23 protein-coding genes, 2 tRNA genes, 1 other RNA gene and 1 pseudogene are annotated in these 24,730 nt (G+C 73.5%); 14 read left to right on the top strand and 13 right to left on the bottom strand.

Going from position 1 to position 24,730, the window contains the following annotated elements:
* Position 1: 1 nt before the first annotated feature.
* A pseudogene (locus AAG742_RS05150) lies at positions 2–433 on the top strand (OsmC family protein); the annotation flags it as partial.
* A gap of 270 nt (positions 434–703) precedes the next feature.
* On the top strand, positions 704–1,075 hold the full coding sequence (locus tag AAG742_RS05145) for a globin (protein ID WP_248115311.1): 372 nt from the start codon (positions 704–706) through the stop codon (positions 1,073–1,075).
* Positions 1,076–1,080: 5 nt separating this feature from the next.
* On the opposite strand, the gene AAG742_RS05140 is transcribed toward AAG742_RS05145, so the two are convergent.
* Positions 1,081–1,818 carry a hypothetical protein gene (locus AAG742_RS05140; protein WP_298713371.1) on the bottom strand — a complete coding sequence of 246 codons (738 nt, stop codon included), beginning with the start codon at positions 1,816–1,818 and terminating at the stop codon, positions 1,081–1,083.
* Between the two features lie 96 nt (positions 1,819–1,914).
* Between AAG742_RS05140 and AAG742_RS05135 the strand changes: the two genes are divergently transcribed.
* Positions 1,915–2,907: an acyl-CoA thioesterase II gene (locus AAG742_RS05135; protein WP_298713368.1), complete on the top strand. Its 993-nt coding sequence runs from the start codon at positions 1,915–1,917 to the stop codon at positions 2,905–2,907.
* A 90-nt stretch (positions 2,908–2,997) separates the two neighbouring features.
* Here the strand turns inward: AAG742_RS05135 and ettA are convergent, their stop codons facing one another.
* Both ettA and AAG742_RS05125 read right to left on the bottom strand, forming a co-directional pair.
* Complete coding sequence (gene ettA, locus AAG742_RS05130) at positions 2,998–4,680, bottom strand: energy-dependent translational throttle protein EttA (RefSeq protein WP_248114994.1); 1,683 nt, start codon at positions 4,678–4,680, stop codon at positions 2,998–3,000.
* A gap of 60 nt (positions 4,681–4,740) precedes the next feature.
* Positions 4,741–5,298, bottom strand: a complete 558-nt coding sequence (locus AAG742_RS05125) for a single-stranded DNA-binding protein (RefSeq protein WP_298713365.1) — start codon at positions 5,296–5,298, stop codon at positions 4,741–4,743.
* Between the two features lie 194 nt (positions 5,299–5,492).
* Here AAG742_RS05125 and AAG742_RS05120 point away from each other — a divergent pair.
* Positions 5,493–5,566, top strand: a tRNA-Arg gene (locus AAG742_RS05120).
* 79 nt (positions 5,567–5,645) lie between these two features.
* The gene (locus AAG742_RS05115) at positions 5,646–7,109 is read left to right on the top strand and encodes a DUF2079 domain-containing protein (RefSeq protein ID WP_298713362.1); all 1,464 of its coding nucleotides are present in this window, start codon (positions 5,646–5,648) and stop codon (positions 7,107–7,109) included.
* On the opposite strand, the gene AAG742_RS05110 is transcribed toward AAG742_RS05115, so the two are convergent.
* Genes AAG742_RS05110 through mptB (AAG742_RS05100) form a run of 3 tightly spaced genes read right to left on the bottom strand, consistent with a single transcriptional unit; the run spans position 7,094 to position 11,660 of the window.
* Entirely contained in the window at positions 7,094–8,440 is a 1,347-nt protein-coding gene (locus AAG742_RS05110) for a glycosyltransferase 87 family protein (protein WP_298713359.1), read from the bottom strand. The two genes, AAG742_RS05115 and AAG742_RS05110, sit on opposite strands and share 16 nt — an antisense overlap.
* Positions 8,437–10,020 (bottom strand): polyprenol phosphomannose-dependent alpha 1,6 mannosyltransferase MptB, encoded by a 1,584-nt coding sequence (gene mptB / locus AAG742_RS05105; RefSeq protein WP_298713356.1) that lies wholly within the window; start codon positions 10,018–10,020, stop codon positions 8,437–8,439. The genes AAG742_RS05110 and mptB (AAG742_RS05105) overlap by 4 nt, the downstream gene beginning before the upstream one ends.
* On the bottom strand, positions 10,017–11,660 hold the full coding sequence (gene mptB, locus AAG742_RS05100; RefSeq protein ID WP_298713351.1) for a polyprenol phosphomannose-dependent alpha 1,6 mannosyltransferase MptB: 1,644 nt from the start codon (positions 11,658–11,660) through the stop codon (positions 10,017–10,019). Before mptB (AAG742_RS05100) ends, mptB (AAG742_RS05105) begins: the two co-directional genes overlap by 4 nt.
* A 90-nt stretch (positions 11,661–11,750) precedes the next feature.
* On the opposite strand from mptB (AAG742_RS05100), the gene orn reads away from it, so the two are divergent.
* The 3 genes from orn (at position 11,751) to AAG742_RS05085 (ending at position 12,965) form a co-directional block, all read left to right on the top strand.
* Positions 11,751–12,398: an oligoribonuclease gene (gene orn, locus AAG742_RS05095; protein WP_298713348.1), complete on the top strand. Its 648-nt coding sequence runs from the start codon at positions 11,751–11,753 to the stop codon at positions 12,396–12,398.
* 44 nt (positions 12,399–12,442) lie between these two features.
* Positions 12,443–12,518: transfer RNA gene (locus AAG742_RS05090), tRNA-His, on the top strand.
* 141 nt (positions 12,519–12,659) lie between these two features.
* Entirely contained in the window at positions 12,660–12,965 is a 306-nt protein-coding gene (locus AAG742_RS05085) for an antibiotic biosynthesis monooxygenase (RefSeq protein WP_298713345.1), read from the top strand.
* A 576-nt stretch (positions 12,966–13,541) separates the two neighbouring features.
* Here the strand turns inward: AAG742_RS05085 and AAG742_RS05080 are convergent.
* A complete protein-coding gene (locus AAG742_RS05080) occupies positions 13,542–13,799 on the bottom strand; it encodes a hypothetical protein (RefSeq protein ID WP_343282404.1) in 258 nt (85 codons plus the stop codon).
* Between the two features lie 66 nt (positions 13,800–13,865).
* Here AAG742_RS05080 and def point away from each other — a divergent pair, with 66 nt between their 5' ends.
* Positions 13,866–14,501: a peptide deformylase gene (gene def / locus AAG742_RS05075; RefSeq protein WP_298984480.1), complete on the top strand. Its 636-nt coding sequence runs from the start codon at positions 13,866–13,868 to the stop codon at positions 14,499–14,501.
* A 90-nt stretch (positions 14,502–14,591) separates the two neighbouring features.
* On the opposite strand, the gene AAG742_RS05070 is transcribed toward def, so the two are convergent.
* On the bottom strand, positions 14,592–16,037 hold the full coding sequence (locus AAG742_RS05070) for a glyceraldehyde-3-phosphate dehydrogenase (protein WP_343282403.1): 1,446 nt from the start codon (positions 16,035–16,037) through the stop codon (positions 14,592–14,594).
* A 144-nt stretch (positions 16,038–16,181) separates the two neighbouring features.
* On the opposite strand from AAG742_RS05070, the gene rnpB reads away from it, so the two are divergent.
* Positions 16,182–16,565, top strand: an RNA gene (gene rnpB / locus AAG742_RS05065) — RNase P RNA component class A.
* Positions 16,566–16,727: 162 nt separating this feature from the next.
* Here rnpB and AAG742_RS05060 read toward each other — a convergent pair.
* Complete coding sequence (locus AAG742_RS05060) at positions 16,728–17,042, bottom strand: hypothetical protein (protein ID WP_248115017.1); 315 nt, start codon at positions 17,040–17,042, stop codon at positions 16,728–16,730.
* 152 nt (positions 17,043–17,194) lie between these two features.
* Here AAG742_RS05060 and AAG742_RS05055 point away from each other — a divergent pair, with 152 nt between their 5' ends.
* A complete protein-coding gene (locus AAG742_RS05055) occupies positions 17,195–18,001 on the top strand; it encodes a peroxide stress protein YaaA (protein ID WP_343282402.1) in 807 nt (268 codons plus the stop codon).
* Between the two features lie 7 nt (positions 18,002–18,008).
* Here the strand turns inward: AAG742_RS05055 and AAG742_RS05050 are convergent, their stop codons facing one another.
* From AAG742_RS05050 to AAG742_RS05040, 3 genes are all read right to left on the bottom strand, one after another.
* A complete protein-coding gene (locus AAG742_RS05050) occupies positions 18,009–18,956 on the bottom strand; it encodes a reverse transcriptase-like protein (RefSeq protein WP_343282401.1) in 948 nt (315 codons plus the stop codon).
* Positions 18,957–19,083: 127 nt separating this feature from the next.
* Positions 19,084–19,818, bottom strand: coding sequence for a DNA-binding protein (locus AAG742_RS05045; RefSeq protein ID WP_343282400.1), 735 nt, complete (start codon positions 19,816–19,818; stop codon positions 19,084–19,086).
* Positions 19,815–20,756, bottom strand: a complete 942-nt coding sequence (locus tag AAG742_RS05040; protein ID WP_343282399.1) for a Nif3-like dinuclear metal center hexameric protein — start codon at positions 20,754–20,756, stop codon at positions 19,815–19,817. Before AAG742_RS05040 ends, AAG742_RS05045 begins: the two co-directional genes overlap by 4 nt.
* A 103-nt stretch (positions 20,757–20,859) precedes the next feature.
* On the opposite strand from AAG742_RS05040, the gene msrA reads away from it, so the two are divergent.
* The 3 genes from msrA to epsC all read left to right on the top strand — a co-directional run bounded on the left by msrA (position 20,860) and on the right by epsC (position 23,094).
* Entirely contained in the window at positions 20,860–21,438 is a 579-nt protein-coding gene (gene msrA / locus AAG742_RS05035; protein ID WP_343282398.1) for a peptide-methionine (S)-S-oxide reductase MsrA, read from the top strand.
* Between the two features lie 71 nt (positions 21,439–21,509).
* On the top strand, positions 21,510–22,445 hold the full coding sequence (gene cysK, locus AAG742_RS05030; protein ID WP_343282397.1) for a cysteine synthase A: 936 nt from the start codon (positions 21,510–21,512) through the stop codon (positions 22,443–22,445).
* 61 nt (positions 22,446–22,506) lie between these two features.
* Complete coding sequence (epsC, locus tag AAG742_RS05025; protein ID WP_343282396.1) at positions 22,507–23,094, top strand: serine O-acetyltransferase EpsC; 588 nt, start codon at positions 22,507–22,509, stop codon at positions 23,092–23,094.
* A gap of 72 nt (positions 23,095–23,166) precedes the next feature.
* Here the strand turns inward: epsC and gndA are convergent, their stop codons facing one another.
* Positions 23,167–24,723 (bottom strand): NADP-dependent phosphogluconate dehydrogenase, encoded by a 1,557-nt coding sequence (gene gndA / locus AAG742_RS05020; RefSeq protein WP_298713310.1) that lies wholly within the window; start codon positions 24,721–24,723, stop codon positions 23,167–23,169.
* Between the last annotated feature and the right edge of the window lie 7 nt (positions 24,724–24,730).

Here is a 24,730-nt window from a genome sequence, read left to right as displayed (position 1 = left end):
GATGAAGCACACCTTCACGCTGCGCACCGAGTGGACCGGCGACCGCGGGACCGGCACGTCCGGCGTCCGCGACTACGACCGCTCCGTGGTCATCCAGGACGCCGGCGTCGGCGAGATCCACGCGTCGGCGGCCCGGCCCTTCCGCGGAGACGACTCGAAGTGGAATCCGGAGACCCTCCTGCTCGGCGCGCTCGCCGAGTGCCACACGCTCTCCTACCTGCACGCCGCCGCGACCTCGGGACTCGTGGTGACCGGCATGGCCTGCACGGCGTCCGGCGAGATCGAGGTGGAAGGCGACGGCGCGGGGCGCTTCGCCTCGATCACCCTGCGCCCCGAGGTGCGCCTGGCCGACGAGTCCCACCGCGGCGAGGCCGACGCCCTGCACGCCGAGGCGCACCGGCTCTGCTTCATCGCGAATTCGCTCGCCGCGCCGGTGACGGTGGAGCCGGTCGCCGGCCACGGCCCGGAAAGCGGGCCCGCGACGTCGTCCGGGCTCCCCGACCTGTCCTCCCGCCTGGGCGCTCCGCTCGCGGTGCTGCGCCCGCGCGGCGCGAACCGGCCGAGCGCCGTGACCGGCATGGAGAACCGGCCCACCGAGGTGGAGCCGATCACGAAGGACGGCGCCCCCGCGCCCGTCGACCAGGTCCGCGCGCGCGACGCGCAGAGTGGCCCGGCGACGGCGGGGCCCACCGCGCCCGACCGGATGACCAGCTTCTACGACGCGGTCGGCGGGCACGCGACGTTCTCGAAGCTCGTGCACGAGTTCTACTCGCGCGTCCGCGAGGACGAGCTGCTCGCGCCCATGTACCCGCAGGAGGACTTCGCCGGCGCCGAGGTGCGCCTGCGCCTGTTCCTCGAGCAGTACTGGGGCGGTCCGAGGACGTACTCCGAGCAGCGGGGCCACCCCCGCCTGCGCATGCGCCACGCGCCCTACAAGGTCGACCCTGCCGCCCGCGACGCCTGGCTGCGGAACATGCGTGCCGCCCTGGACACCCTGGACCTGTCCCCGCTGCACGAGGCCGAACTGTGGGACTACCTCGAGCGGGCGGCGCACTCGCTGCAGAACTCCGCCTGACTCTCTCAGACCGCGACGGCGGCCCTCCCCAGGACGAAGCCACCCGGGGTGTCGAGCCGGGTCCACGGGCCGGCGGTGCTCAGGCGGGCGTGGCTGCCCGGGAGCAGGAAGCCCAGCGCGTGCGCGCCGAACGCCATGCCCGCGGGGAACTGGAGGGCGTCCCCGCCGAGGGTGGGGCCCCACATGCGGGCACGGACCTGGCGCACCACGGCCTCGCCGGGGTTCTCGGGCAGAGCCGCCCGCACGGCCTCCACGCCGCGGGAGGCCACCTCGATCAGCTCCTCGTCCGCCACCTCGGCGGCCGGGGTCCAGCCGGAGCGCGGCGGCGTCAACGCGGTCCAGGAGACCTGCTCGCGGGTCGGCGGGACGGGGAACGCGACGTCCACCGGGTCCTGCCCGCGCATGCGGGCGGTGCGCTCCGTCACGGCCCCGAGCGGGACGACGACGTCGAGTCCGGCGACCCCGTCCGCCGTCGCGAGCGGAACGGTGCGCAGGCCGAGGACCACGGGGACCTGGTCGCCGAGACCCTGCGGCTGCAGCACGGAGACCCACTGCGCGAGCATCGGCGTGCGGGAGGACCCCGCCTCCGCGACGACGTCCAGGCGCATCCCCGTGTCGGCCACGCGGCGGGCGCGCGTGGCGAACTGCTCGAGGTCGCGGACGGCGCGCTCGTCGGCGAAGGTCAGGACGGGGACGCCGTCCCGGTCGCGGGGGGTGCCGGTGGAGGGGGGCTGCTGGCTCATGACAGCATTGTCCCAGGTCCGGCCCCGCCCGGACCCGCCCCGTGCCGGGAATCGGCCCGGGCGCCGCACGGACCACTCCAGGAAAGGGAGCACCCCATGACGCCGCGCACCCCGAAGCGCCCCGCCTCCGCGCCGAAGGACCCCACCGACCTGCTGCGTGGCATCCTCGACCTGGCAGACGCCGGCCCGGACCCCGTCACCGGCGAGCCGCGGTTCACCGGCACCACGCCGCGGCAGGCGCACGGCCGCGTCTTCGGCGGTCAGGTGCTCGCCCAGGCGCTGGCCGCGGCCGCGCGGACCGTGGCGGGCACCCGGCCCGCGCACTCGATCCACGGGTACTTCATCCGCCCCGGGGACGCGCTGCAGCCGATCACCTTCACCGTGGAGACGCTCCGCGACGGCCGCTCCTTCTCCGTGCGGCGCGTGCTCGCGTCCCAGAACGAGAAGGCCATCCTCGCCCTGACGTGCTCCTTCCAGGAGCCCGCCGAGGGAGTGGACCACCAGGTGGCCATGCCCGAGGACGTCCCGGCCCCGGAGGAGCTGCCCACCACCGCCGACGTCCTGGGCAACATCCGCCACCCCGTGGCGCAGGAGTGGTCCTGGTCCCGCCCCTTCGACATCCGCCATGTCCAGTCCCCCATCTACGTGGACCGCGCGGCCCGGGCCCAGAACACGAACATGGTGTGGATGAAGACGTTCACGCCGCTGGCCGACGACCCGCGCCTGCACCTGGCCGCCCTGACGTACGCGTCCGACTACACGCTGCTCGAGCCGATCCTGCGCCAGCACGGGGTGGCCTGGGTGCAGCCGGGCATGTCCGTCGCGTCGCTGGACCACGCGATGTGGTTCCACCGTGCGGCCCGCGTCGACGAGTGGCTGCTCTACGTCCAGCACTCCCCCAGCGCCCAGGGCGCGCGCGGGCTCGGCCAGGGCTCGGTCTTCACCCGCGAGGGCGAGCTGGTGGCCACCGTGGCCCAGGAGGGGATGGTGCGCCTGCCGCAGGGCCATGCGGCGACCCGTGCGAAGGTCCAGGACGCCGCCCAGCGCCTGACCATGCGGACCCTGCTGCGCCGCAGCTGGCGCCGCTGAGACACCCCCCGTCAACCAGGCCCTCGCGCGCAGTCGACGACGGCCCGCCTCGGGCGTCCGAGGCGGGCCGTCGTCGTCCCGGCGGGACGGTCAGTCGCGCGTGAGCTTGCGGTGGGTCACGCGGTGCGGGCGCGCGGCGTCCGGACCGAGGCGGTCCACCTTGTTCGCCTCGTAGGACTCGAAGTTGCCCTCGTACCAGTACCAGTTCGCCGGGTCCTCGGCGGTGCCCTCGTACGCGAGCATGTGCGTGGCCACGCGGTCGAGGAACCACCGGTCGTGCGAGACCACGACGGCGCACCCCGGGAACTCGAGCAGCGCGTTCTCGAGCGAGGTCAGCGTCTCGACGTCGAGGTCGTTGGTGGGCTCGTCGAGGAGCAGCAGGTTGCCGCCCTCCTTGAGCGTCAGCGCCAGGTTGAGGCGGTTGCGCTCACCGCCGGAGAGCACGCCGGCCTTCTTCTGCTGGTCCGGGCCCTTGAAGCCGAACGCGGAGACGTAGGCGCGGGAGGGCATCTCCACGTTGCCGACCTTGATGTAGTCCAGGCCGTCCGAGACGACCTCCCACAGCGACTTCTCGGGGTCGATGTTCGCGCGGGACTGGTCCACGTAGGAGATCTTCACGGTCTCGCCGACCTTGAGGTCTCCGCCGTCGAGGGGCTCGAGCCCCACGATGGTCTTGAACAGCGTGGTCTTGCCGACGCCGTTGGGGCCGATGACGCCCACGATGCCGTTGCGCGGCAGGGAGAAGGACAGGCCGTCGATGAGCACGCGGTCCCCGAAGCCCTTCTTCAGGTCCGTGGCCTCGATGACGGTGTTGCCCAGGCGCGGGCCCGGCGGGATCTGGATCTCCTCGAAGTCCAGCTTCCGGGTCTTCTCGGCCTCGGCGGCCATCTCCTCGTAGCGGGCCAGGCGGGCCTTCGACTTGGCCTGGCGGCCCTTCGAGTTGGAGCGCACCCAGTCGAGCTCCTCGGCGAGGCGCTTGGCGAGCTTGGCGTCCTTCTTGCCCTGCACCTCGAGGCGCGCGCGCTTCGTCTCCAGGTACGTGGAGTAGTTGCCCTCGTAGGGGTAGAGGCGGCCGCGGTCGACCTCGCAGATCCACTGGGCCACGTGGTCCAGGAAGTAGCGGTCGTGGGTCACGGCGACGACGGCGCCGGGGTAGGCGGCCAGGTGCTGCTCGAGCCACAGCACGGACTCCGCGTCCAGGTGGTTGGTGGGCTCGTCGAGGAGCAGCAGGTCCGGCTTCTGGAGCAGGAGCTTGCACAGGGCCACGCGGCGGCGCTCACCGCCGGAGAGCTTGGTCACGGGCTCGTCGGCCGGGGGCGTGCGAAGGGCGTCCATGGCCTGCTCGAGCTGGGAGTCGATGTCCCACGCGTCGGCGGCGTCGATGTCCGTCTGCAGCGAGCCCATCTCCTCCATCAGGGCGTCGAAGTCCGCGTCCGGATTCGCCATCTCCTCGGAGATCTGGTTGTAGCGCTGGATCTTGCCGTAGATCTCGCCCACGCCCTCCTGGACGTTCTCCAGGACGGTCTTGGACTCGTCCAGCTTCGGCTCCTGCATGAGGATGCCGACGGAGTACCCGGGCGAGAGCCGGGCGTCGCCGTTCGAGGGCTCGTCGAGCCCCGCCATGATCTTCAGGATCGTGGACTTGCCGGCGCCGTTGGGGCCGACCATGCCGATCTTCGCGCCCGGATAGAACGACATCGTCACATCGTCCAGGATCAGCTTGTCGCCGACCTTCTTCCGTGCTTTGACCATCGTGTAGATGAATTCCGCCATGCGTCCCAGGCTAGTGGGTGGCCGCCGGATTCCTCTCATCCGACGGCCGCCCCGCTCGCCTCAGGCAGCCGTGAGCACGCCCGGGGTGCGCGCCGCCTCCTCCCCCACGCGCTCGTCGCCCTCCTGCTCCTCGCCGCCGTCGTCGGCCGGGCGGTCCGCGCGGGCCGGCGCGAAGGCGTCATGGGCCGGACCCCCGAAGTCCTCGGCCGGCTCGGCGCCGGCGGCCCGCTCCTCGCGCGGCTCCTCCCGCGGCGCCGAGGCGCGCTGGTTGCGCACGAAGGCCCCCGAGCCGTAGCCCAGGTCCAGGCCGACGGCGTCCGCCACGACGTCCACGGACGTCCCCGAGCGCTCCTCCGTGGACCAGTCCCGCACCCGCAGGCGGCCGGTGACGATCACGGGGTTGCCCTTCTTGATCGACTGCGCGGTGTTCGAGCCGAGCTGACCGAACGCGGAGACGCTGTACCAGTTGGTGTGGGCGTCCACCCACGTGCCGGCGTCCCGGTCGAAGCGCCGCTCCGTGGTGGCCAGGCGGAAGCCCGCCACCGTGGTGCCGGAGGCGGTGTGGCGGACGGCGGGGTCGGTGGCGACGAAGCCGCGGATGGTGATGGTGTCCTGCATGATGGGTCCTTCTCTGCGCGGCCCCGGGCCCGGCCCGGAGCGGGTCTGCGGCGCATCGGTCGATCCGCCACCCCCATCAGACGCCCCCGGAGCGGCCGGCGTCCGGCACGTCCGCCGCGCTGGGGACCCGCCGGGCGCGGACGTCGCCTGTGCAGGAACGGCGCCGAGCCCGGCCGGTAGAATGGCACGGCCCAGCCCCAGTAGCTCAGCTGGACAGAGCAGCGGCCTTCTAATCCGCCGGTCGGGGGTTCGAATCCCTCCTGGGGCACCGCCGTGCCGCGCCCTGCCGCCGTGCACCGTCGTCGTCGTCCCGAGCGTCAGGAGGCCCGAGCATGAGGAGGCCCCCCATGGATCGCCGGCGCGCGTGGCCCGCTCCGCGGGAGCGATGGCACCTCGCGCTGCTGCTGGCCGCGTTCACGGCCCTGGCCGTGACCCATTCGTTCCTGCGCCACCGGGCCTACGAGTCGAAGGGCTACGACCTGGGGATCTTCGACCAGGCGATCCGGCAGTACGCCCTCCTCAAGCCACCGATCGTGCCGGTCAAGGGGGTGGGCTTCCACCTCCTGGGCGACCACTTCCACCCGGTCCTCGCCCTGCTGGCGCCCGCCTACTGGATCTGGGACGACCCCCGCGTGCTCGGGATCGTCATGGCGCTGGCCCTCGCGCTGGCCGCGGTGCCCGTGTACCTGTTCGCCCGCCGCCGATCGGGCCACGGCCTCGCCCTGGGCGCGGCCGCGGCGCTGCTGCTCTCCTGGCCCTTCCAGGCCATGGTCAACTGGGACTTCCACGAGATCACCCTGGGCGTGCCCCTCATGGCGTGGCTGGTCTGGGCCCTGGACGGGGGCCGCCCGTGGACCGTCACGGCGCTCGCCGCGAGCCTCCTCACGGTGCGCGAGGACATGGGCGTCACGCTCGTGGCGGTGGCGCTGGTGCTCGCGATCCGCGGCCACCGGGTGCAGGCCGCCGTCACCGCGGTCCTGGGCGTGGCCGGCTACTGGTTCGCCACGTCCGTCGCCATCCCCCGCTTCTCCCCCACGGGGAGCTTCGGCTACTGGCAGTTCACGGCGCTCGGCCCGGACCTTCCCTCCTCCCTCCTGTTCATCCTCACGCGGCCGCTCTCCGCCGTCGGGGTGCTGGTGGACCACCCGTTGAAGATCGCCCTGCTGCTCCTGCACCTCGTGCCCCTGCTGCTCCTGCCGCTCCTCAGCCCGTTGACGCTGCTGGCGATGCCCGTCCTGCTCTCTCGCCTCTTCAACGACCGGCTCACCGTGTGGAGCCCCGTCTTCCAGTACGACGCCATCCTGGCGCCCATCCTCCTGATGGCCGCGCTCGAGGCGGCGCACCGGCTGGCGGCCCGGCGGGAGGAGCTGCGGCGGCTGCCCACGGTGCTCGTCGCCGCGGCCCTGGGCGTCTCGCTGCTCGGCACGGCCGTGTTCCCGCTCGTCTTCCCGTTCCACCGCACCCTCACGGGGGACATGGCGGTCACGGCGCACGCGCGCAGCCTTGACCGCGCGGTCTCCCTCATCCCGGACGGCGTGTGCGTCGAGGCCCCGGACCACGTCATCCCCCACCTGACCACGCGGACGTACGTGGGCCTCGCCGGGGACATCGGCGACGAGCTGGCCACCTGGACCATCGTGGACCTGCAGGAGGAGGAGCCCGGCGGGTGGGACCCGCTGGCACCCGGGCAGGTCCTGGAACGCGCCCGCGCCCTCGGCTTCCAACGGGTGTGGTCCGAGGACGGGGTGATCGTGCTCCACCACCCGGGGCGCGCGGTGGACCGGACGTGCTCGGACTACCTCCGCCGCTGAACGGCGGCGGCCAGCGGGCCGTCCGGCGCGCCCCAGAACGGGCCCGCGTTCGGGTCCTCCGCGATGCCCGGGGCGACGCACGGCGCGCCCCGCTCGAGGGCGGTGCGTCGCACCGGGTCCCGCGCCGGGTCGAGGACGTCACGGATGACGATGACGCAGATCCAGGCGACGGCGGCCACGTGCAGCACCACTCCCGAGCCGTACCAGAGGGTGGCCCAGGCCCCGCCGAACGTCCCGCCGGACGTGATGCGCGCGGACTCCATCCAGACTCCGGCCCAGTGGTAGACCTCCACGACCTGCCAGGCCCAGAACATCCGGCGCCGCGGCGTCGCGAGGACGACGAGCGGGATCAGCCACATCACGAACTGCGGCGAGTACACCTTCCCCAGGAGCAGGAACGCCGCCACGATCAGCAGGCAGAGCTGGGCCAGGCGAGGGCGCACCGGGGCCGCCAGCCCCAGCCACGCGATCCCCGCGCAGCACACCGCGAACAGCCCGTTCGACACCAGCGAGAACGTCTCCCCGGACCATCCGGTCCAGACGAACGCGAGCCACACCGAGGAGAAGGAGACCGCACGCTCGCCCGAGAAGGCGTAGAAGCGCGCCCACTGGTCGAACGCCGTCAGCATGAACGGGAGGTTCACGGCCAGCCACGCCGCCGTCCCCGCCGCGAGCGCCCTCCCGAACCCCGCCCACCGGCCCGTGCGCAGCGCGAGGACCAGGAGGGCGCCGAAGAAGAACAGGGGGTAGAGCTTCGCGGCGGCGCCCAGGCCGAGGAGCGCGCCCGAGAGCGTGGGGCGGTCCGCGGACCACGCCCACAGGGCCAGGGCGGCGAGCATGACCGCCCACAGGTCCCAGTTGAGCATCGAGGTCAGGACGACCCCCGGCGCGAGGGCCACCAGGAGCGCGTCCCGCGACCGGCCGCGCGCCGTGGACGCCGTCGCCACCACCGTGACCATCCAGCAGAGCACCACGCCCGCCGCGTTCACGTCGAAGTAGGCCACGGTGCGCTCGTGCAGGGACCCGCCGGCGGGCACGAGCCAGGAGGTGACCCCCGCGACGACGGCCAGCAGTGCCGGGTACTCCATCCACTGCTCCGTCGGAAGCGACGCGGAGAAGGGGAAGTGCCCGTCGGCCAGGCCCCGCGTGGGGAACAGCTGCGCGAAGTCCGAATAGCACAGGTGGACGTGCACGCCCGGGGCGGCCCAGCCGTGCACGCGGCACCACTGCTTGCTCAGCAGGCCGAGGACGGCGGCCAGCGCCGTCGCGCCGAGGAGGACGGCGACCCGGCAAGAAGCAGGGCCGGAGGCGGGGCGGTCACGGTCGCTCATGGTCCCTCCCGGGGGATGGCGGGGCGAGGCTCGATCGTCTCGAGCGGGGCACGGCCGCGGCCGGGGAACAGCACGGCGGTGGACGGGTCGCGGAACGCGATCAGGAGGATGCCGACGAGGGCGGCGAGCGCCGTCGCCCCGCGCACGGCCGCGAGCGGCATCCACTGGGCCACGGAGATCTGGTCCACCACGCCGACGCCGATGAGCAGCAGGACGGCCAACGCCGTCACCCAGCCCAGCCAGCGCGGGTGGAGCGGTCCGCGGGGCGTGCCGGGGAGGGCGCACGCGAACAGCGGCAGCACCCAGAGCAGATACCACGGCTGGATGATGGGCGCCGTGAGCACGGCCACGACGAGCACGGCGGCGGAGGAGAGCACCGGGTCCACGGGGCGGCGGCGCAGCGCCATCCAGGCGGTGAAGACCAGCGCGGCCAACGTCATCAGGGTGTAGAACGCGTTCGCGGCCGACCGGGCGGGCACGGGGCTCACCGCGTCCACGAGCCAGCCGAGGCCGAGCCCCACCAGTCCCACCGGCGCATAGGGGAAGGCGGCGTCGCCGCTCGTGAGCATGGCGGCCGCCCACCCGAACCACAGCCCCGTGCCCGCTCCCAGGATCGTCAGGACGGCCAGGGCGACCGCCGCCGTCGTGATCCAGGGGCCGAGGCGCTCGCGGCGCCGAGGCGGCCGCCCGCCGGCGCGGAAGGGCGCCCAGCCGGCGGGCAGCAGGAGGGCGGCGAACGGCAGGGCCAGCGCGGTCAGCGGCTTGATGGCCACCGAGAGCGAGATGAGCACGAGGCCCCACAGTCCGTGGAGGCGACGGCGCGGAAGGCGCACCAGCAGCAGGAGACCGGCCAGCATGAGCCCGCTCATGAGGGCGTCATTGTGGGCGCCGGCCACCATGTAGAGCAGGAACAGCGGGTTCGCCACGCACAGCCACGCGGCCCAGCGTCCGCCGCGGCCCGCCGCGTCCGCGAGACGGCGCACGGCCCACAGGCACAGGGCCATCCCGGCCAGGGCGAGGAGCCGGAAGCACAGCACCCCGAGCTCGATGTTCCCGCCGGAGAACCGCCACGCCCCCTCCGCGAAGAGCAGGAACAGCGGGCCGTACGGAGACGGGGACTCGGCCCAGATGGAGTCCGCCCCCTGCATGAACCACCCGGGCAGCCGGGAGACGCCCTCCCGGTAGGGGTCCAGCCCGAGCGCCACCACCCGCCCCTGCTGGAGGTAGGAGTAGACGTCCCGGGAGAAGATGGGGAAGGCGCCCAGCATCGGGAGGGACCACTGCCACGCCGCGCGCGTCACCGCTGAGCCCTGGGAGTCCCAGCGGCCGCGCAGGGCGCGCCCGAGCCGCAGCCACGCGCGGGCCAGCAGCAGGCAGCCGACCGCCAGCAGGACCGCGCACCCGATCACGCCCACGAGGTTGGCGCGCAGCGGGTTGAGCAGCCGCGTGCCGGCGAAGACGGTGTCCGTGGTCATCGGCAGCCACCCCACGCCCCACGAGGCGACCATGATGAGCACGGCGGCGACGGTCCCCTCCCGCACGGCCGCACGGGGATCCGGCGCCTCGGCGCCGTGCTTCACCGGACCTCCGGCCGACGCCTCACGCTGCGGGCGACCGTCCGGAGCTCGTGACGGCCGGGCATCCTGCCGCGCAGGACGTGCCGCGTGTGCGGGTCCAGGAGCAGGATCCACACGAGGCACAGGGCCGAGACCGCCAGCGAGACGACCTTCACCTCGCCCGCGATCTCCAGGAACGGCCACGTGAACAGCTGGTCCTGGGCGCCGTAGGTGAGGAAGAAGCACACGGTGAAGAACACCCACGTCAGCCGCCAGTCGTCCGGGATGCCGATCACGGCGAAGAAGGGCAGCAGCCACAGCAGGTACCACGGGTGGATCACCGGGGAGAGCACCACGAGTGCAGTGAACGCCCACGTCATCCGAGGCAGGATCCGGTCCTGGCGGCCCCGGAACATGAGCACGGCCACCACGAGCACCGAGAGGAGGCGTCCGGCCGTCTTGTAGAGGCCCTCGATGCCGCTGCGGTCCACATCGTTCCCGAGCGCCTCCAGGACCCCGATGGTCACGCTGGAGAGCATGCCGATGGGCGCCCACGGGGACGTGCCCGTACCCGTGCTCGCCATGACGGACACCCAGCCGAAGCCGTAGCCGTTGGCGTGCCCCACCGCGAGCATGATGAGGGCGGAGGTCACCGCCGTCGCCGCCCAGTAGGCGAAGCGACGGGGCCACCCGGCTCGGGGGCCCGCCCACAGCAGGCCGATGAACGGCAGGAGCACCACGGTGATGGGCTTGACGCCGAGCGAGAGGGTCACGAGGAGCACGCCGGCCAGGCCCCACCCGGCCGAGGCGAGCGCTGACTGGGGCCGCTCCGGGCGCCCGGCGCGCAGGGCGCACCACGTGCCGGCGAGCGCCAGGCCCACCATGAGGGCGTCGTTGTGACCGGAGGCGACGAAGTGGATGATGACGAGCGGGTTGGCGGTGGTGAGCCACTGCGCCCAGCCGGGCGGCGTCCCCGTGCGGCGTGCGAGCAGGGGCACGAAGACCGCGGTGAGGACCACGCCGAGCACCGCCACGAGGCGGAAGAGCACGATGGCCAGGTCCGGGTTCTCTCCCCCGCTGGCGTTCACCATCGCCTGCTCCACCCACAGGAAGACGGGCCCGTAGGGGGTGCCGTCGTAGGCCCACATGGAGTCCGCACCGAGCTGGAGCCAGTTCGAGACGTCGGAGATGCTGTCCTCGTAGGGGTTCTTCCCAGCCGCCATCATGCGCCCCTGGGCCACGTACGCGTACATGTCCCGGCTCAGGATGGGCAGCGCCACCAGGAGGGGGGCGCTCCACAGGGCCGACGCCCAGGTCATGGTGCCCACCGTCCCGCCGCCGCGCGGGTCCACGGTCTGGCCGAGACGGATCCAGGCCCAGAACAGGAGCCAGAAGCCGAGGGTGAGGAGCGTGATGCCGGTGAGGACGCCCGCCTCGTCCGTGCGCCACGGGATGAGCCACTGCCAGCGGTTCAGGGGGGAGACGGACGCGAGCCAGCCCACGCTGTAGGAGCCCGCCACCACCAGGAGGGACCCCAGGAGCCCGACGAGGAGCGGGACGCGCGGCGAGCCGCCCGGGCCGAGCGGCCGCGGAGCTGCGCTCGCGCCGCCGGGCGCCGGCCGCTCCCCCGACGGGGACGACGGCGGCGGGGTGGGCGCGCTCATGGGGCGTGTCCTTCCGTGCGGGCCGGGTCGGAACCCGGGGTGGGACTGACGGCGAATCTATCATCGTGGACCACGAGTAGCCTGGATTCCATGAGCGACACGAACACCCCCGCGCCGGAGCGCGCCCCGCTGGTCTGGATCGACTGCGAGATGACCGGCCTGGACCCGGACGTCGACGTGCTGGTGGAGGTAGCCGTGCTCATCACGGACTCCGAGCTCGAGCTCCTCGACGAGGGGCTGGACCTCGTGATCCGCCCGACCGCGGCCGCCCTCGCCCAGATGGACCCGTTCGTCCGGGACATGCACACCACGTCCGGACTGATCGAGGAGTTCGAGTCCGGGCTCCCCCTCGAGGAGGCTGCCGAGCGGGTGCTGGCCTACATGGCCGAGCGCGTGCCCGCGGGCAGGGCCCTGCTGGCCGGCAACTCCGTGGGCCAGGACAAGCTGTTCCTGTCCCGGTACATGCCGCGCGTCGTGGAGCACCTGCACTACCGGATCGTGGACGTCTCCACGCTCAAGGAGCTCGCGCGCCGCTGGTATCCGCGCGCCTACTACCAGGCGCCGGCGAAGACGGGCGGCCACCGCGCCCTCGGCGACATCCGGGACTCGATCACCGAGCTGCGCTACTACCGCGAGGCGGTCATGCTCCCGGCCCCCGGCCCGACGTCGGACGAGGCCCGCTCGATCTCGGCCCGGATCACCGCTGGCGCGGGCGACCCTCAGGATCGTGTACAGTAGTACCCGCTGCTCCGCACGGGTCACCCCCATCGGGAGCATGCATGGTGGGCGTAGCTCAGTCGGCAGAGCGTCTGGTTGTGGTCCAGAAGGTCGCGGGTTCAATCCCCGTCGCTCACCCCACCGAGGCCCCCGGAATCATGCGGATTCCGGGGGCGTTGTCGTGTCCGTGGTTGCGCTCCTGGTAGTGCCGGGCGGGGGTCTACCCTGGCAGGGCAGGAGGGCGCCCGCCCTGCCCCACCGTCCCGTCTCCAGGAGGCCACCGTGTCCGTCGTGAAGATCAACGCCATCACCGTCCCCGAGGGTGCCGGTCGCGAGCTCGAGCAGCGCTTCGCCGCCCGCAAGCACGCCGTGGACTCCGAGCCGGGTTTCGAGGGCTTCCAGCTGCTGCGCCCCACCGCCGGGGAGGACCGCTACTTCGTGGTGACCACGTGGGCGTCCGAGGAGGACTTCCAGGCGTGGCGCTCCGGCCGCATGCCGGCTGCCCACTCGGCGGAGAAGGACGGCCGCCCCGCCCCCGTCGCCACCGGCGCGGACCTCCTCGAGTTCGAGGTCGTCGAGCTCGGCTGACCCGAGCCTCCGCACCGCCCCTGCACGGTCAGGATCGCCCAGCGCCCCGGCCGCCGGTCTCGGGTGAGGCGTCTGCGGTGCTCTCGACGGGCCGGGCACAGCATCGACAGCGCACCGAGGGCCTGCGTGCCCCACATCACGGGAGAGATCCGGTGTGCCAGGACCGGTTCACGGAGCGGACCCCGCGCCTCCGGGGAGCAGGCGGCGCAGGTGGTGCTGGGGGCGAGCTTGCCCCCATGGTCGAGGGGGTCTCCCCCGCCAGGGGCACGGCCTCGGCCCACCAGGGCACCCCACCCGCGGCGAACCACTCCTGCGGCCCCGGGCAGTCGATCCGACGCAGGAGGGGGTGCGCCTTCGGAGACCTGGCGACCGCGAGGGCCTCGGGGCACTCGGGCATGCCGAACTCCTCTGTCGGTCGGCGACACCCCTCTCAGCCGCCTCGCGTCCCCCTCCGGTCGGTCGCCTGTGCGGCATCCATGCTGGTGGGCTCGGGAAGATGCCGGTACCCGGCGGCGGCCCGGCTGAAGCGCACGCTCTGGGCTCCGCCGAAGATCAGGACGGCGAGCAGCACGGCCGTCACGCCCCGACCCGGCAGTGCTCGGCGGGCCACGACGCCCACCAGCAGGATCCCGAGGACGAGGGGGCGAGCGGACGGCTCAGCAGCGTGACCACGGCGCCGACGAACCACCAGCGGCCAAGGCCGCGCGTCGCCACCCACGCCGGGGACCTCGTCGGGCCCACCAGCGCCGCGATGACGCCACGGAGCAGCGCGAAGAGCACCACCGCAGTGGTCTCGATTCGACGGGGCCGCTCCGCTGTCTCCCACCTGTGCACACGCGGAGGCGAGCGGGGCTGAGTAGACTCCCGGTGGTCACCTGCCGCCGTCCCCGAGGATCCCCCGTGCCTTCCATCCGCCCCATCACCGTCTACGGCGAGCCCGTGCTGCACACCCGCGCGGCGGAGGTCGAGGTGATCGACGACGGCATCCGCACCCTGATCGAGGACATGTACCTCACGCAGGACGTCGCCAACGGCGTGGGCCTGGCGGCCCCGCAGGTGGGTGTGGGCCTGCGCATCTTCACGTGGACGTTCCCGGACACGGGCGACGCGCCGAACGTCGGCCACGTGATCAACCCCGTCCTGACCTACCTGGACAAGGCCCCCCAGGAGGCCCCCGACGAGGACGAGCACACCGAGGGCTGCCTGTCCGTGCCCGGCCACGGCTACCCGCTGCAGCGCTCCTCCCGCGTGCGCCTGGCAGGCCAGCGCGTGGACGGCGAGCTGTTCGAGTTCGAGGCCGAGGGCTGGTTCGCCCGCGTGATGCAGCACGAGTACGACCATCTCAACGGCACCCTCTACGTGAACCGCCTCGAGGGGAAGTGGGCGCGGCGCTGGAAGCGCGCGCAGCGCGCCGAGCGCATGAACCGTCCCGGCGTGACGTGGCTCCCTGGCACGGATCCGGACCCGTTCGGCCACGGCGAGGTCGACCACGAGTGCGACGGTCCTGACTGCGCCCACGAGCACGCCCAGGACTGAGCTCCTCCGGAACGACCGCGGCGCCGCCGCCTCCCAGCGGGAGGCGGCGGCGCCGTCGTCGTGGTGGCCTGAGGACTCAGGCCGGGCCGGTCAGGCCCGCGGGAAGACCGGCAGGTCCTGGCCCGCCATCTTCTTCACGCAGCGCACCACCTGGTGCGAGTAGCCGTACTCGTTGTCGTACCAGACGTAGAGGATCGCGTTCTTGCCCTCGTTGTTCACGAGGGTCGCGAGGCCGTCGACGATGCCGGCGCGGTTGGAACCCACGAAGTCCGTGGAGACGACCTCCGGGGAGTCGATGTAGTCGATCTGGCTGTGCAGCTCGCCGGTCAGGGACTCCTGACGCAGGCGGTCGTTCAGCTCGTCCACCGAGGTGGGCGTCTTCAGTTCGAGGTTCAGGATGGCCATGGACACGTCCGGGGTGGGGACGCGGATGGCGTTGCCGGAGAGCTTGCCCTTGAGCTCGGGCAGCGCCTTGGCCACGGCCTTGGCGGCGCCCGTCTCGGTGATGACCATGTTCAGGCCGGCGGCGCGGCCGCGGCGAGAGCCCTTGTGGAAGTTGTCCGTCAGGTTCTGGTCGTTGGTGAAGGCGTGCACGGTCTCCACGTGGCCGTGGTCGATGCCGTACTCGTCCTGGATGACCTTGAGCACCGGGGTGATGCCGTTGGTGGTGCAGGAGGCCGCCGAGATGATGGTGTCCTCGGGGAGGATGTCCTCCGAGTTCACGCCGTAGACGATGTTCTTCATCTCACCCTTGCCCGGGGCGGTGAGCAGGACCTTCTTGACGCCCTTGGCCTGGAGGTGCTGGGACAGCCCCTCGTCGTCGCGCCAGCGGCCGGTGTTGTCCACCACGATCGCGTCCTCGATGCCGTAGGACGTGTAGTCCACGGTGGTCGGGTCGTTCGAGTAGATGACCTGGATCTCGGTGCCGTTGGCGGCGATGACGTTGCGGGCCTCGTCCACGGTGATGGTGCCCTCGAAGGCGCCGTGGATGGAGTCGCGGCGCAGCAGGGAGGCGCGCTTGATCAGGTCGTCGTCCGAGTTCTTGCGGACCACGACGGCGCGCAGGCGCAGCGCGGAGCCGCCCCCGGCCTGGCCGAGGATGATGCGGGCCAGCAGGCGCCCGATGCGGCCGAAGCCGTAGAGCACGACGTCCTGCGCGCGGCCGAGGCCCTCGCCCCCCTTGCCCTTGACGTCCGCGAACTCGGCGTCGAGGAAGGCCTGGAGGTCACCGCCCTGCTTCTTGAACTTGGCGGCCAGCTTGGCCAGGTCCACGGAGGCGGCACCGAGATCTATGGAGGACAGGCCCTGGACGAGCGCGTACGTCTCCTCCACGGGGAGCACGGTCTCGTCGATCCGACGGGCGAAGCGGTGCGCCTTGATGATGTCGATCACGCCGCGGTTCACGAGGGTGCGCCCGTGGATGCTGGTGACCACGTTGTGCTCGCGGTAGAGGCTGCCCAGCAGCGGCACCATCTTCTCGGCGAGCTCCTGCTGCGTGTTCCACTCGGGGGTCTGGGTCGAGGCGGTGTCTGCCACGGGAGTCCTTCCTTCAAGCCTGTGCGGGCACGTGCGGGCACGGACCCTCCGGGACCTCGTCGTCCGCGGACACCCCCCATTCTATGCGGAGCCGCCCGCGCGCACGGGCCCGGGGCGTCCGGCCGGGTAGAGTTGCAGGCCGGGACGGATCAGCGGACGGCCGCGTGCCCGCTCCATGAGCGGGCGCGAGGAAAGTCCGGGCACCGCAGAGCAGGATGGTGGGCAACGCCCACCCGGGGAGACCCGCGGGCCAGTGCCACAGAGAGAAGACCGCCTCCGCGCCTCGGCGCGGCGGTGAGGGTGAAAGGGTGGTGTAAGAGACCACCAGCGGCCCCGGTGACGGGGTCGGCTAGGTAAACCCCATCCGGTGCAAGGCCGAACAGGGCGCGTCACGAGGGCTGCTCGCCCCAGCGTCCGGGTTGGCCGCTCGAGCCCGTCAGCAATGGCGGGCCCAGATGGATGGCCGTCACCCCGCGGGGGGCAACCCGCGCGGGGACACAGAACCCGGCTTACAGCTGGTCCGTCCCCTCATCCATCCCCCGGCGCGCCGCTCGCGCCCGGGTCCGACGCTGCAGCGCCTTGGCCACGCCGAACACCGTGACGGCGAGGAAGAACAGCACGAGCAGTCCGCCGACGAGGGCGATGAGGATCTCCACGGGGGCTCCTGGAATCGGGGAACGGGGCGGGGGTTCAGAGGGCGTCGTCGTCGCGGAGACGTTCGAAGCGGAGCTCGATGACGTGCTCGCGCTCGATGCGGTCCACGAGTCCGTACCCGTACATCTCGCCCAGCGAGACGACCGTGGCCAGCGTGGGCCGGCGGCGGTCCCGCGGCCACTCCAGGCTCACCCGGTCCGCGCCCGTGAAGGTGCGCTCCCGCAGGCGGGTCTCCACCTCCGAAGAGCGGGTGCGCGTGCGTCCGCTCGAGCGCACGCCGACGGCGATCGCGGCGGCCATGGCCAGCAGGGCGGCGGGGAAGACCCACGCATAGACGGCCATCGTCTCCATGGGGCCTCCCGGGCTCGTCGCGACGCCGGCCCGCCGTCTGCGGACCGTCCGCCCCCACTCTGCCAGTCCGCGACGACGGAGCCCACCCGGGTGGGCGGGAATCGCCGTGGGCGGACGGGCCGGCGACGGGTCCTGCTGACTAGGCTGGACCAGTGCTGATCCTGCTGCCGCCCTCCGAGGGCAAGACCCCGCCCCGCTCGGGGGCGCCCCTGGACCTCGCCTCCCTCGCGCTCGCCGATTCGCCGGACGTCTCGGGCGCACGCGAGGAGCTGCTGGACCGCGTCGCCGCGGCGTCCGTGCGTCCGGACGCACTGGAGCTGCTCGGTGTCGGGGCGTCGCTCGCGGCGGAGGTGGCCGCGAACCGCACCCTGCGGGACGCCCCCGCGGCGCCGGGGCACCGCGTGTACACGGGCGTGCTCTTCGACGCCCTCGACCACGCCTCGCTCTCCCCCGCCGCCAAGCGACGGGCCCGCACGGACGTCCTGGTGTTCTCGGCGCTCTTCGGCGCCACCGCCTTCGCGGACCGCATCCCCGCCCACCGCCTGTCGGCCGGGGCGCGACTGCCGGAGATGCCCGGCCTGGCCGCGTGGTGGCGGCCCCGGCTGACGCCCGCCCTGGACACCCTGGCCGACTGCGCCGGCGGCCCCGTGGTCGACTGCCGCTCGGGGGGCTACGCCGCCCTCTGGAAGGCCCCGGCCGCGCGGACCGTGGGCGTGGACGTGCTGCAGCTGCGCGAGGGTCGGCGCACCGTGGTCTCCCACTTCGCCAAGCACACCCGCGGCCTCGTGGCCCGCGCGCTGCTCGAGGCGGGCCCCCGCGCCGCGTCCACGCCGGAGCGCGCGGCGGACGTGGTGGCCGCGGCCGGGACGGGCGACGGCGGACCGCAGTGGGAGGTGGAGCTCGACGCCCCGACGGACGCGAGGGCCGGCTCCCTGCGCGTGGTGCTGCCCGAGTCCTGACGCCGGCTCAGTCCCCCGTGGCCACGAGCTCCACCTCGAAGCCGTCGGCCGTCTCGAGGTAGGCGGCGTAGTGGTCGGGCCCGCCGGCATGGGGGTGGCGGTCCGCGAACAGGAGACGGAAGCCCCGTTCCCGCGCAGCGGCGGTGAGCTCGTCGACGCGGGCGCGGGAACCGGCCTGGAAGGCGAGGTGGTTCAGCCCCGGGCGGGTGCGCTCGTGCGCCCCGCCGCTCACGTCCGGCCCGGCCTCGAGCACGAGGTAGTGGCCCGCGCCCTGGTAGGTCTGGCCCCCGTCCCAGCCGCCGTGCAGGACGTAGCCGAGCTGGGTGAACAGCCAGCCGAGGGTCCGGGTCGCGGCGTCCAGGTCCGCCACCCAGACCTCCACGTGGTGCAGCGAGCCGGTCGGACGCGGTCCCGAGTCCGTCGCGGGAGCGGCGTCGGCACGCTCGTCCGCGGCGGCCTCCGGGGCGGCGGCGCGCTCGTCGGCGTCGGCCCGCGGCGCGGCGACCGCGATCTTCGAGGCGCCGGCGTCCCAGGACCCGCCGCGCGCGCCCGCGTCCATGGCCTCGTTCGAGAGCTGGTCGGCGTCCTTGTTCTTGGCCCGCGGGATCCACTCGTACGTCACGCGGCCCGCCGGGGCGATCGCCCGGGCGTCGGCGGCGAGGCGGCGCATGTCCTCGTGCTTGATCTTCCAGCGCCCGGACATCTGCTCGACCACGAGCTTGGAGTCCATGAGCACGTGCACGCGCGCGGTGGGGTCGATCATCGCCGCCATCCGCAGACCGGCCACGAGGCCCGAGTACTCGGCCACGTTGTTGGAGGCCCTGCCGAGCGGCGCCGCGTCCGTCATGAGGACCTCGCCGGTGGCGGGGTCGCGCACGAGCGCGCCGTAGCCGGCCACGCCGGGGTTGCCGCGGGAACCGCCGTCGGCCTCGACCTGCAGGACTCGTTCCGCCACCACGGCCTCCTCGTCTCACCGGGCGCGCCGGGCGGCGCGCCGACCCTCCACTGTACTGATGGGCGCGTCGGCACGCGCCGGGCAGCGCTGCGCCGCACCGTGCAGAACCCCGCCGACGTCGGCGAGCTCAGCCGCGCACGAGGATCGCGCCCGACTCCGGGCAGCGCGCCACGGCCTCGGGCGGCAGCGCCGTGATCCGGGCGATGTCGGCCGGGGAGAGCTCCATGCCGGTCGCGCTGGAGCAGCGTCCCATGAGGCGCGCGGCCCCGATGCCCCCGTTGGCCTCGCGGGCCTTCTCGTAGAGGGCGAGGAGCGGGGCGGGGAGCAGGCCCGCGAGGGCGGCACGGCGGGCCGTGAGCTCGCGCCCCTCGAGGGTGACCTGCTGGCCCGTGGCGCGCAGGTGGGCCACCCGCTCGCCGACGGCGTGACGGGCCTCCGCCAGGCTCGCCTGCGCCGCGCGGACGGCCTGCTCGGCGGCGTCCGCGGACTGCATCGCCACGAGGGCGGCCTCCTCGTGCTCCGCCAGGAGGGCCTCGAGCGTCTGCTCCTCATGGGCCAGGCCCTCGAGGTCGCGGGAGGAGGTGCCGGATGCAGCGAGCCGCTCCCGGGTGCGGTCACGGCGGGCGCGCGTGGCCGCGGCCTTCTCCGAGGCGGAGGCCGCCTGCCGGTCGGCCTCCTCGGCCGCGGCGGTGGCGTCCGCGAGCGCCGCCTCGGCGGCGCGGGCCGCCTCCTGGCGGTCTGCGTGCTCGGCGTCGGTGCGCAGGCGCGCAAGCGCGGTCCTGGCCTGGAGGATCCGGGTGTCCAGGTCCTGCAGCTCCAGGAGCCTTGCCTGGACGGCGGGGGGCGCTGTCAGAGCGGTCACGGTGCGTTCCTCTCGGTGATGACGTAGTCCCACGGGTCGGTCACCCGGGTGGACACGATCGACTCGACGGTGCGGCCCGCCGCGTGCAGGGCCTCCTCGAGGGCGCGGGCGCCCACGGGCAGCCACAGCCACTCGCTCGCCCAGTGGGAGACGTCCACGAGGAACGGGCGGCCGCCCGTGAGACGGGCGGCCTCGCGCGCCTCGGAGGCCGGGTGGTGGCGCAGGTCGGCGGTCACGTACGCGTCTGCCCCGCTCGCGCGCACGGCGTCGAACAGACTGTCCCCCGCACCGCCGCACACCGCCACGGTGCGGACCTCGCCCTCGGCGTCCCCGGCTGCGCGCACCCCGCCGGCGACGCCGGGCAGCACCCGGTGCACACGGCCCGCCAGCTCCGCGAGGCTCACGGGGGCGGGCAGCACGCCGACGCGGCCGATGCCCTCCGCGTCCGTGCCGGACCCGGCCGGCTGCAGCGGCCGCAGGTCCTCAAGGCCGATCGCCTGGGCGAGCACGTCGGAGACTCCGCCCACGGCCGAGTCCGCGTTGGTGTGCGCGGCCACGAGCCCGATGCCGTGCTCGATCAGGGTGTGGAGGAGCTCTCCCTTGTACGCCGCACCATGCCCCGTGGCGGCCACGCTGGTCACCCCGCGCAGCAGGAGGGGGTGGTGCGTGATGACGAGGTCGGCACCGGCCTCCACGGCCTCGTCCACCACCGTGCGCACGGGGTCCACGGCCCACAGGATGCGCCGCACGGACGCCCCGGGTCGGCCTGCCACCGGCCCCACGGCGTCCCAGGATTCGGCGAGGGAACGGGGCCAGAGCCGCTCGACGTGCTCGAGCACCTCCGCGAGCGTGGGCGCCGCGTCGTCCGCGGCCCGCCGGTCGGGTCCGCACCGCTCGCCGAAGAGGGGGCCGTGGGAAGCTGTGCGCTGACCGGTCATGGGGTCATGATGGACCACCGCCGCCCCCTCCCGCACTCCCTCCCGCCCGCTCGAGTCGGCGGGCGCGGGAATGAACCCGGGAGCGGGGTTGCTGTCTCCGGACATGACCGCGTTCGAACTGCCCTCGCCCGAGCCCACCGCCGCGCCCGCCGACCCCCGCGAGCTCACGCTGGCCGGAGGGTGCTTCTGGTGCCTCGACGCCGTGTACCGCCGCGTGCGGGGCGTCCTGGAGGTCGAGTCCGGGTACACGGGCGGCCACGTTCCCGCGCCGGACTACGAGGCCGTGTGCACCGGGACCACCGGCCATGCCGAGGCCGTGCGCGTGCGGTTCGACGCCGCCGTCGTGCCCGCCGCGGTGATCATGGACCTCTTCTTCACGGGCCATGACCCGACCTCGCTGAACCGCCAGGGCCACGACGTCGGCACGCAGTACCGCTCCGCGGTGTTCGCCCGCGACGAGGAGGAGGCCCGCTTCTACGAGCGCGAGGTCGCCCGCGCGCAGGAGAACTACGATCGCCCGATCGTCACCACCGTCGAGCCCGCGGGTCCGTGGTTCCCCGCCGAGGACGTCCACCAGGACTTCTACACCCGTCGCCCCGGCAACGGCTACTGCCAGGTGGTCATCGACCCGAAGCTCGCGCGCGTCCGCCGACGCTACGCCGCGTGGCTCACCGAGGGCTGAGTCCCGCTCCCCCGGCATAGCCTGGTCCCGACCCGTCCCACCCCGTACCACTCACTCAGGAGGTCCCCCCCATGGCCCGCATCCTCGACGACATCACCCAGGCGGTCGGCAGCACGCCGCTCGTCCGTCTCAACCGGCTGACGGAGGGCCTGCCCGGCGACGTGGCCGTCAAGGTGGAGTTCTACAACCCGGCCAACTCGGTCAAGGACCGCATCGGCACCGCCATCGTGGACGCCGCCGAGGCGTCCGGCGCGCTGGCGCCCGGGGGGACCATCGTGGAGGGCACCTCCGGCAACACCGGCATCGCCCTGGCCATGGTGGGAGCCGCCCGCGGCTACCGTGTGATCCTCACGATGCCCGAGACGATGTCCACGGAGCGACGCGTGATGCTCAAGGCCTTCGGCGCGGAGATCGTGCTCACCCCCGGCGCCGAGGGGATGCGCGGCGCCCTCGAGCGCGCGCAGGAGATCGTCCGCACCACCCCGAACTCCATCTGGGCCCAGCAGTTCGCCAACGAGGCCAACGTGCAGGCGCACTACACCGGCACCGGCCCGGAGATCTGGGACGCCGCGGACGGCGCGGTGGACGTGTTCGTCGCCGGCGTGGGCACGGGCGGCACCATCACCGGCGCCGGCCGCTACCTGCGCGAGCAGAAGTCGGACGTGAAGCTCATCGCGGTCGAGCCGGCCGACTCGCCCATCCTCTCCGGCGGCAAGGCCGGCCCCCACAAGATCCAGGGCATCGGCGCCAACTTCGTCCCGGAGATCCTGGACACCGAGCTGTACGACGAGGTGTACGCCGCCTCCTTCGAGGAGTCCCTCGAGGTCGCGCGCGAGCTGGGCCGCAAGGAGGGCATCCTCGGGGGCATCTCCACCGGCGCGATCGTCTCCGCCGCGCTGAAGGAGGCCGCCAAGCCGCAGAGCGAGGGCAAGCTGATCGTCGCGGTCGTGTGCGACTTCGGCGAGCGCTACATCTCCACGCCCCTGTTCGAGGACATCCGCGGCTGACCGCCGCCGCCCTCCTCTGCGCACGCACCCCGCTCCCCCGTCACCGAAAGGGCCTGACCCCTTGGGCTTCATCTCCCGCTTGAAGGAAGACATCGCCACCGTCCGCAGCCACGACCCGGCCGCGCGCGGCGATCTCGAGGTGGCCCTCGTGTACTCGGGGCTGCACGCCGTGTGGTCGCACCGCGTGGCCCACCGGATGTGGCGCCACGACCGCCTCAAGACGCCGGCTCGCGTGCTCTCCCAGGCGACGCGCGCCCTGACGGGGATCGAGATCCACCCGGGTGCGACCATCGGACGACGCTTCTTCATCGACCACGGCATGGGCGTGGTCATCGGGGAGACCGCCGAGGTGGGCGACGACGTGATGCTCTACCACGGCGTCACCCTCGGCGGCCGCTCGCTCGAGCGGGTGAAGCGCCACCCCACCCTGCGCGACGGCGTGGTGGTCGGCGCGGGGGCGAAGATCCTCGGCCCCGTGGAGATCGGCGAGGGCACCGCGGTGGGCGCGAACGCCGTCGTCGTGAAGGACACCCCGGCGGACGCCATCGCCACGGGCATCCCGGCCACGTACCGGCTGCGCTCGTGCGAGGAGGAGACGGCGCCCCTCGTGGACCCGGCCGAGTTCGTGGAGCCGGCCCTCTACATCTGAGCCCGCTCATGACGGCGCCCTGCACCCCCGGCTCGGGGGTGCAGGGCGCGGCCGATTCCGCGGCGTGACTCGTCAGGCCGTGGGGTCGCCCTCGGCGGGCTGCGGCATGACGACGGGCACGCCGTCGCCGTCCACCTCCGTGCGGTCCCCGGACCACAGGGTGTGGAACGAGCCCTCGCGGTCCGTGCGGCGGTAGGTGTGGGCGCCGAAGAAGTCGCGCTGGCCCTGGATGAGGGCGGCGGGCAGGCGGTCGGCGCGCAGGCCGTCGTAGTACGCGAGGGCGGAGGAGAAGACCGGCACGGGCACGCCGGCGGAGATCGCGGCGCCCACCACGCGGCGCCACGCGGGCAGCGCGTCGGCGATCGCGCGGGTGAACTCGGGGGCGAACAGCAGGTTCAGCGGCTGGCCCTCCGCGCGGGTGCCCGGCTCGGGGTGGCGGTCGGTGTCCCGGCCGCCGAACGCCGTCATGATGACGTCCAGCAGGTCGGCGCGGATGATGCAGCCGTCGCGCCACAGGGAGGCGATGGTGCCGAGGTCCAGCGACCAGCCGTACTCGGCCGCGGCGGCGGAGAGCATGTCCAGGCCCTGCGCGTAGGCCACGAGCTTGGAGGCGAAGAGCGCCTGGCGCACGTCCTCCACGAACTGCTCGCGGTCGGCGTCGGCCACGCCCGCGCCGTCGACGCCCGCCACGAGGGTCTCGCGGGCGATCTCCCGGACCTCTCGCTGCGAGGAGAGCGAGCGGGCGAAGACCGACTCGGCGATCGCCGCGACGGGCGCGCCGACGTCGAGGCCCGAGATGGCGGTCCAGCGGCCGGTGCCCTTCTGGCCGGCCTCGTCCACGATCACGTCGATCAGCGGGCGGCCCGTGGCGGCGTCGGTCTGGCGCAGCACCTCGGCCGTGATCTCGATGAGGTAGGAGGACAGCTCGGTGCGGTTCCACGCGTCGAACACGGCGGCCTGCGCGGCGGGCTCGATGCCGGCCACGCGGCGCAGCAGGTCGTGGGCCTCGCCGATGACCTGCATGTCCGCGTACTCGATGCCGTTGTGGACCATCTTCACATAGTGGCCGGCGCCGTCCGTGCCGACCCAGGCGCAGCAGGGCTCGCCGCCGTACTGGGCGGCGATCCGCTCCAGCATGGGGCCGACCGCGGCGTAGGACTCCTTCGGGCCGCCCGGCATGATGGCGGGCCCGTTCAGCGCGCCCTCCTCGCCGCCGGAGACCCCGACGCCGACGAAGTGCAGCCCCTGGGCGGCGAGCGCGGCTTCGCGGCGGCGCGTGTCCTCGTAATGGGAGTTGCCGGCGTCGATGACGATGTCGCCCTCCTCCAGGAGGGGCACGAGCTGGTCGATGACCGCGTCGACGGGGGCGCCGGCCTTGACCATGATCAGCACGCGGCGCGGCACGGCGAGGGAGGCGACGAGCTCCTCGAGCGAGCCCGTGGCCACGAACTCGCCCTCGTGGCCGTGCTCGGCCACGAGCTGGTCCGTCCGGCCGCGGCTGCGGTTGTGGAGGGCCACGGTGTAGCCGTTGCGCGCGAAGTTGCGGGCCAGGTTGGCCCCCATCACCGCGAGCCCGGTGACGCCGATGTCCGCGGTGCCGGCGAGGGCGGTGGTCGTCTGCTCGGTCATGCCTGAG

The sequence above is a fragment of the Micrococcus sp. 2A genome, assembly GCF_039519235.1.
Classification (GTDB): domain Bacteria; phylum Actinomycetota; class Actinomycetes; order Actinomycetales; family Micrococcaceae; genus Micrococcus.
The sequence above is the reverse complement of the archived record's forward strand: the minus strand, read 5'-3'. Positions and strand labels throughout refer to the sequence as shown.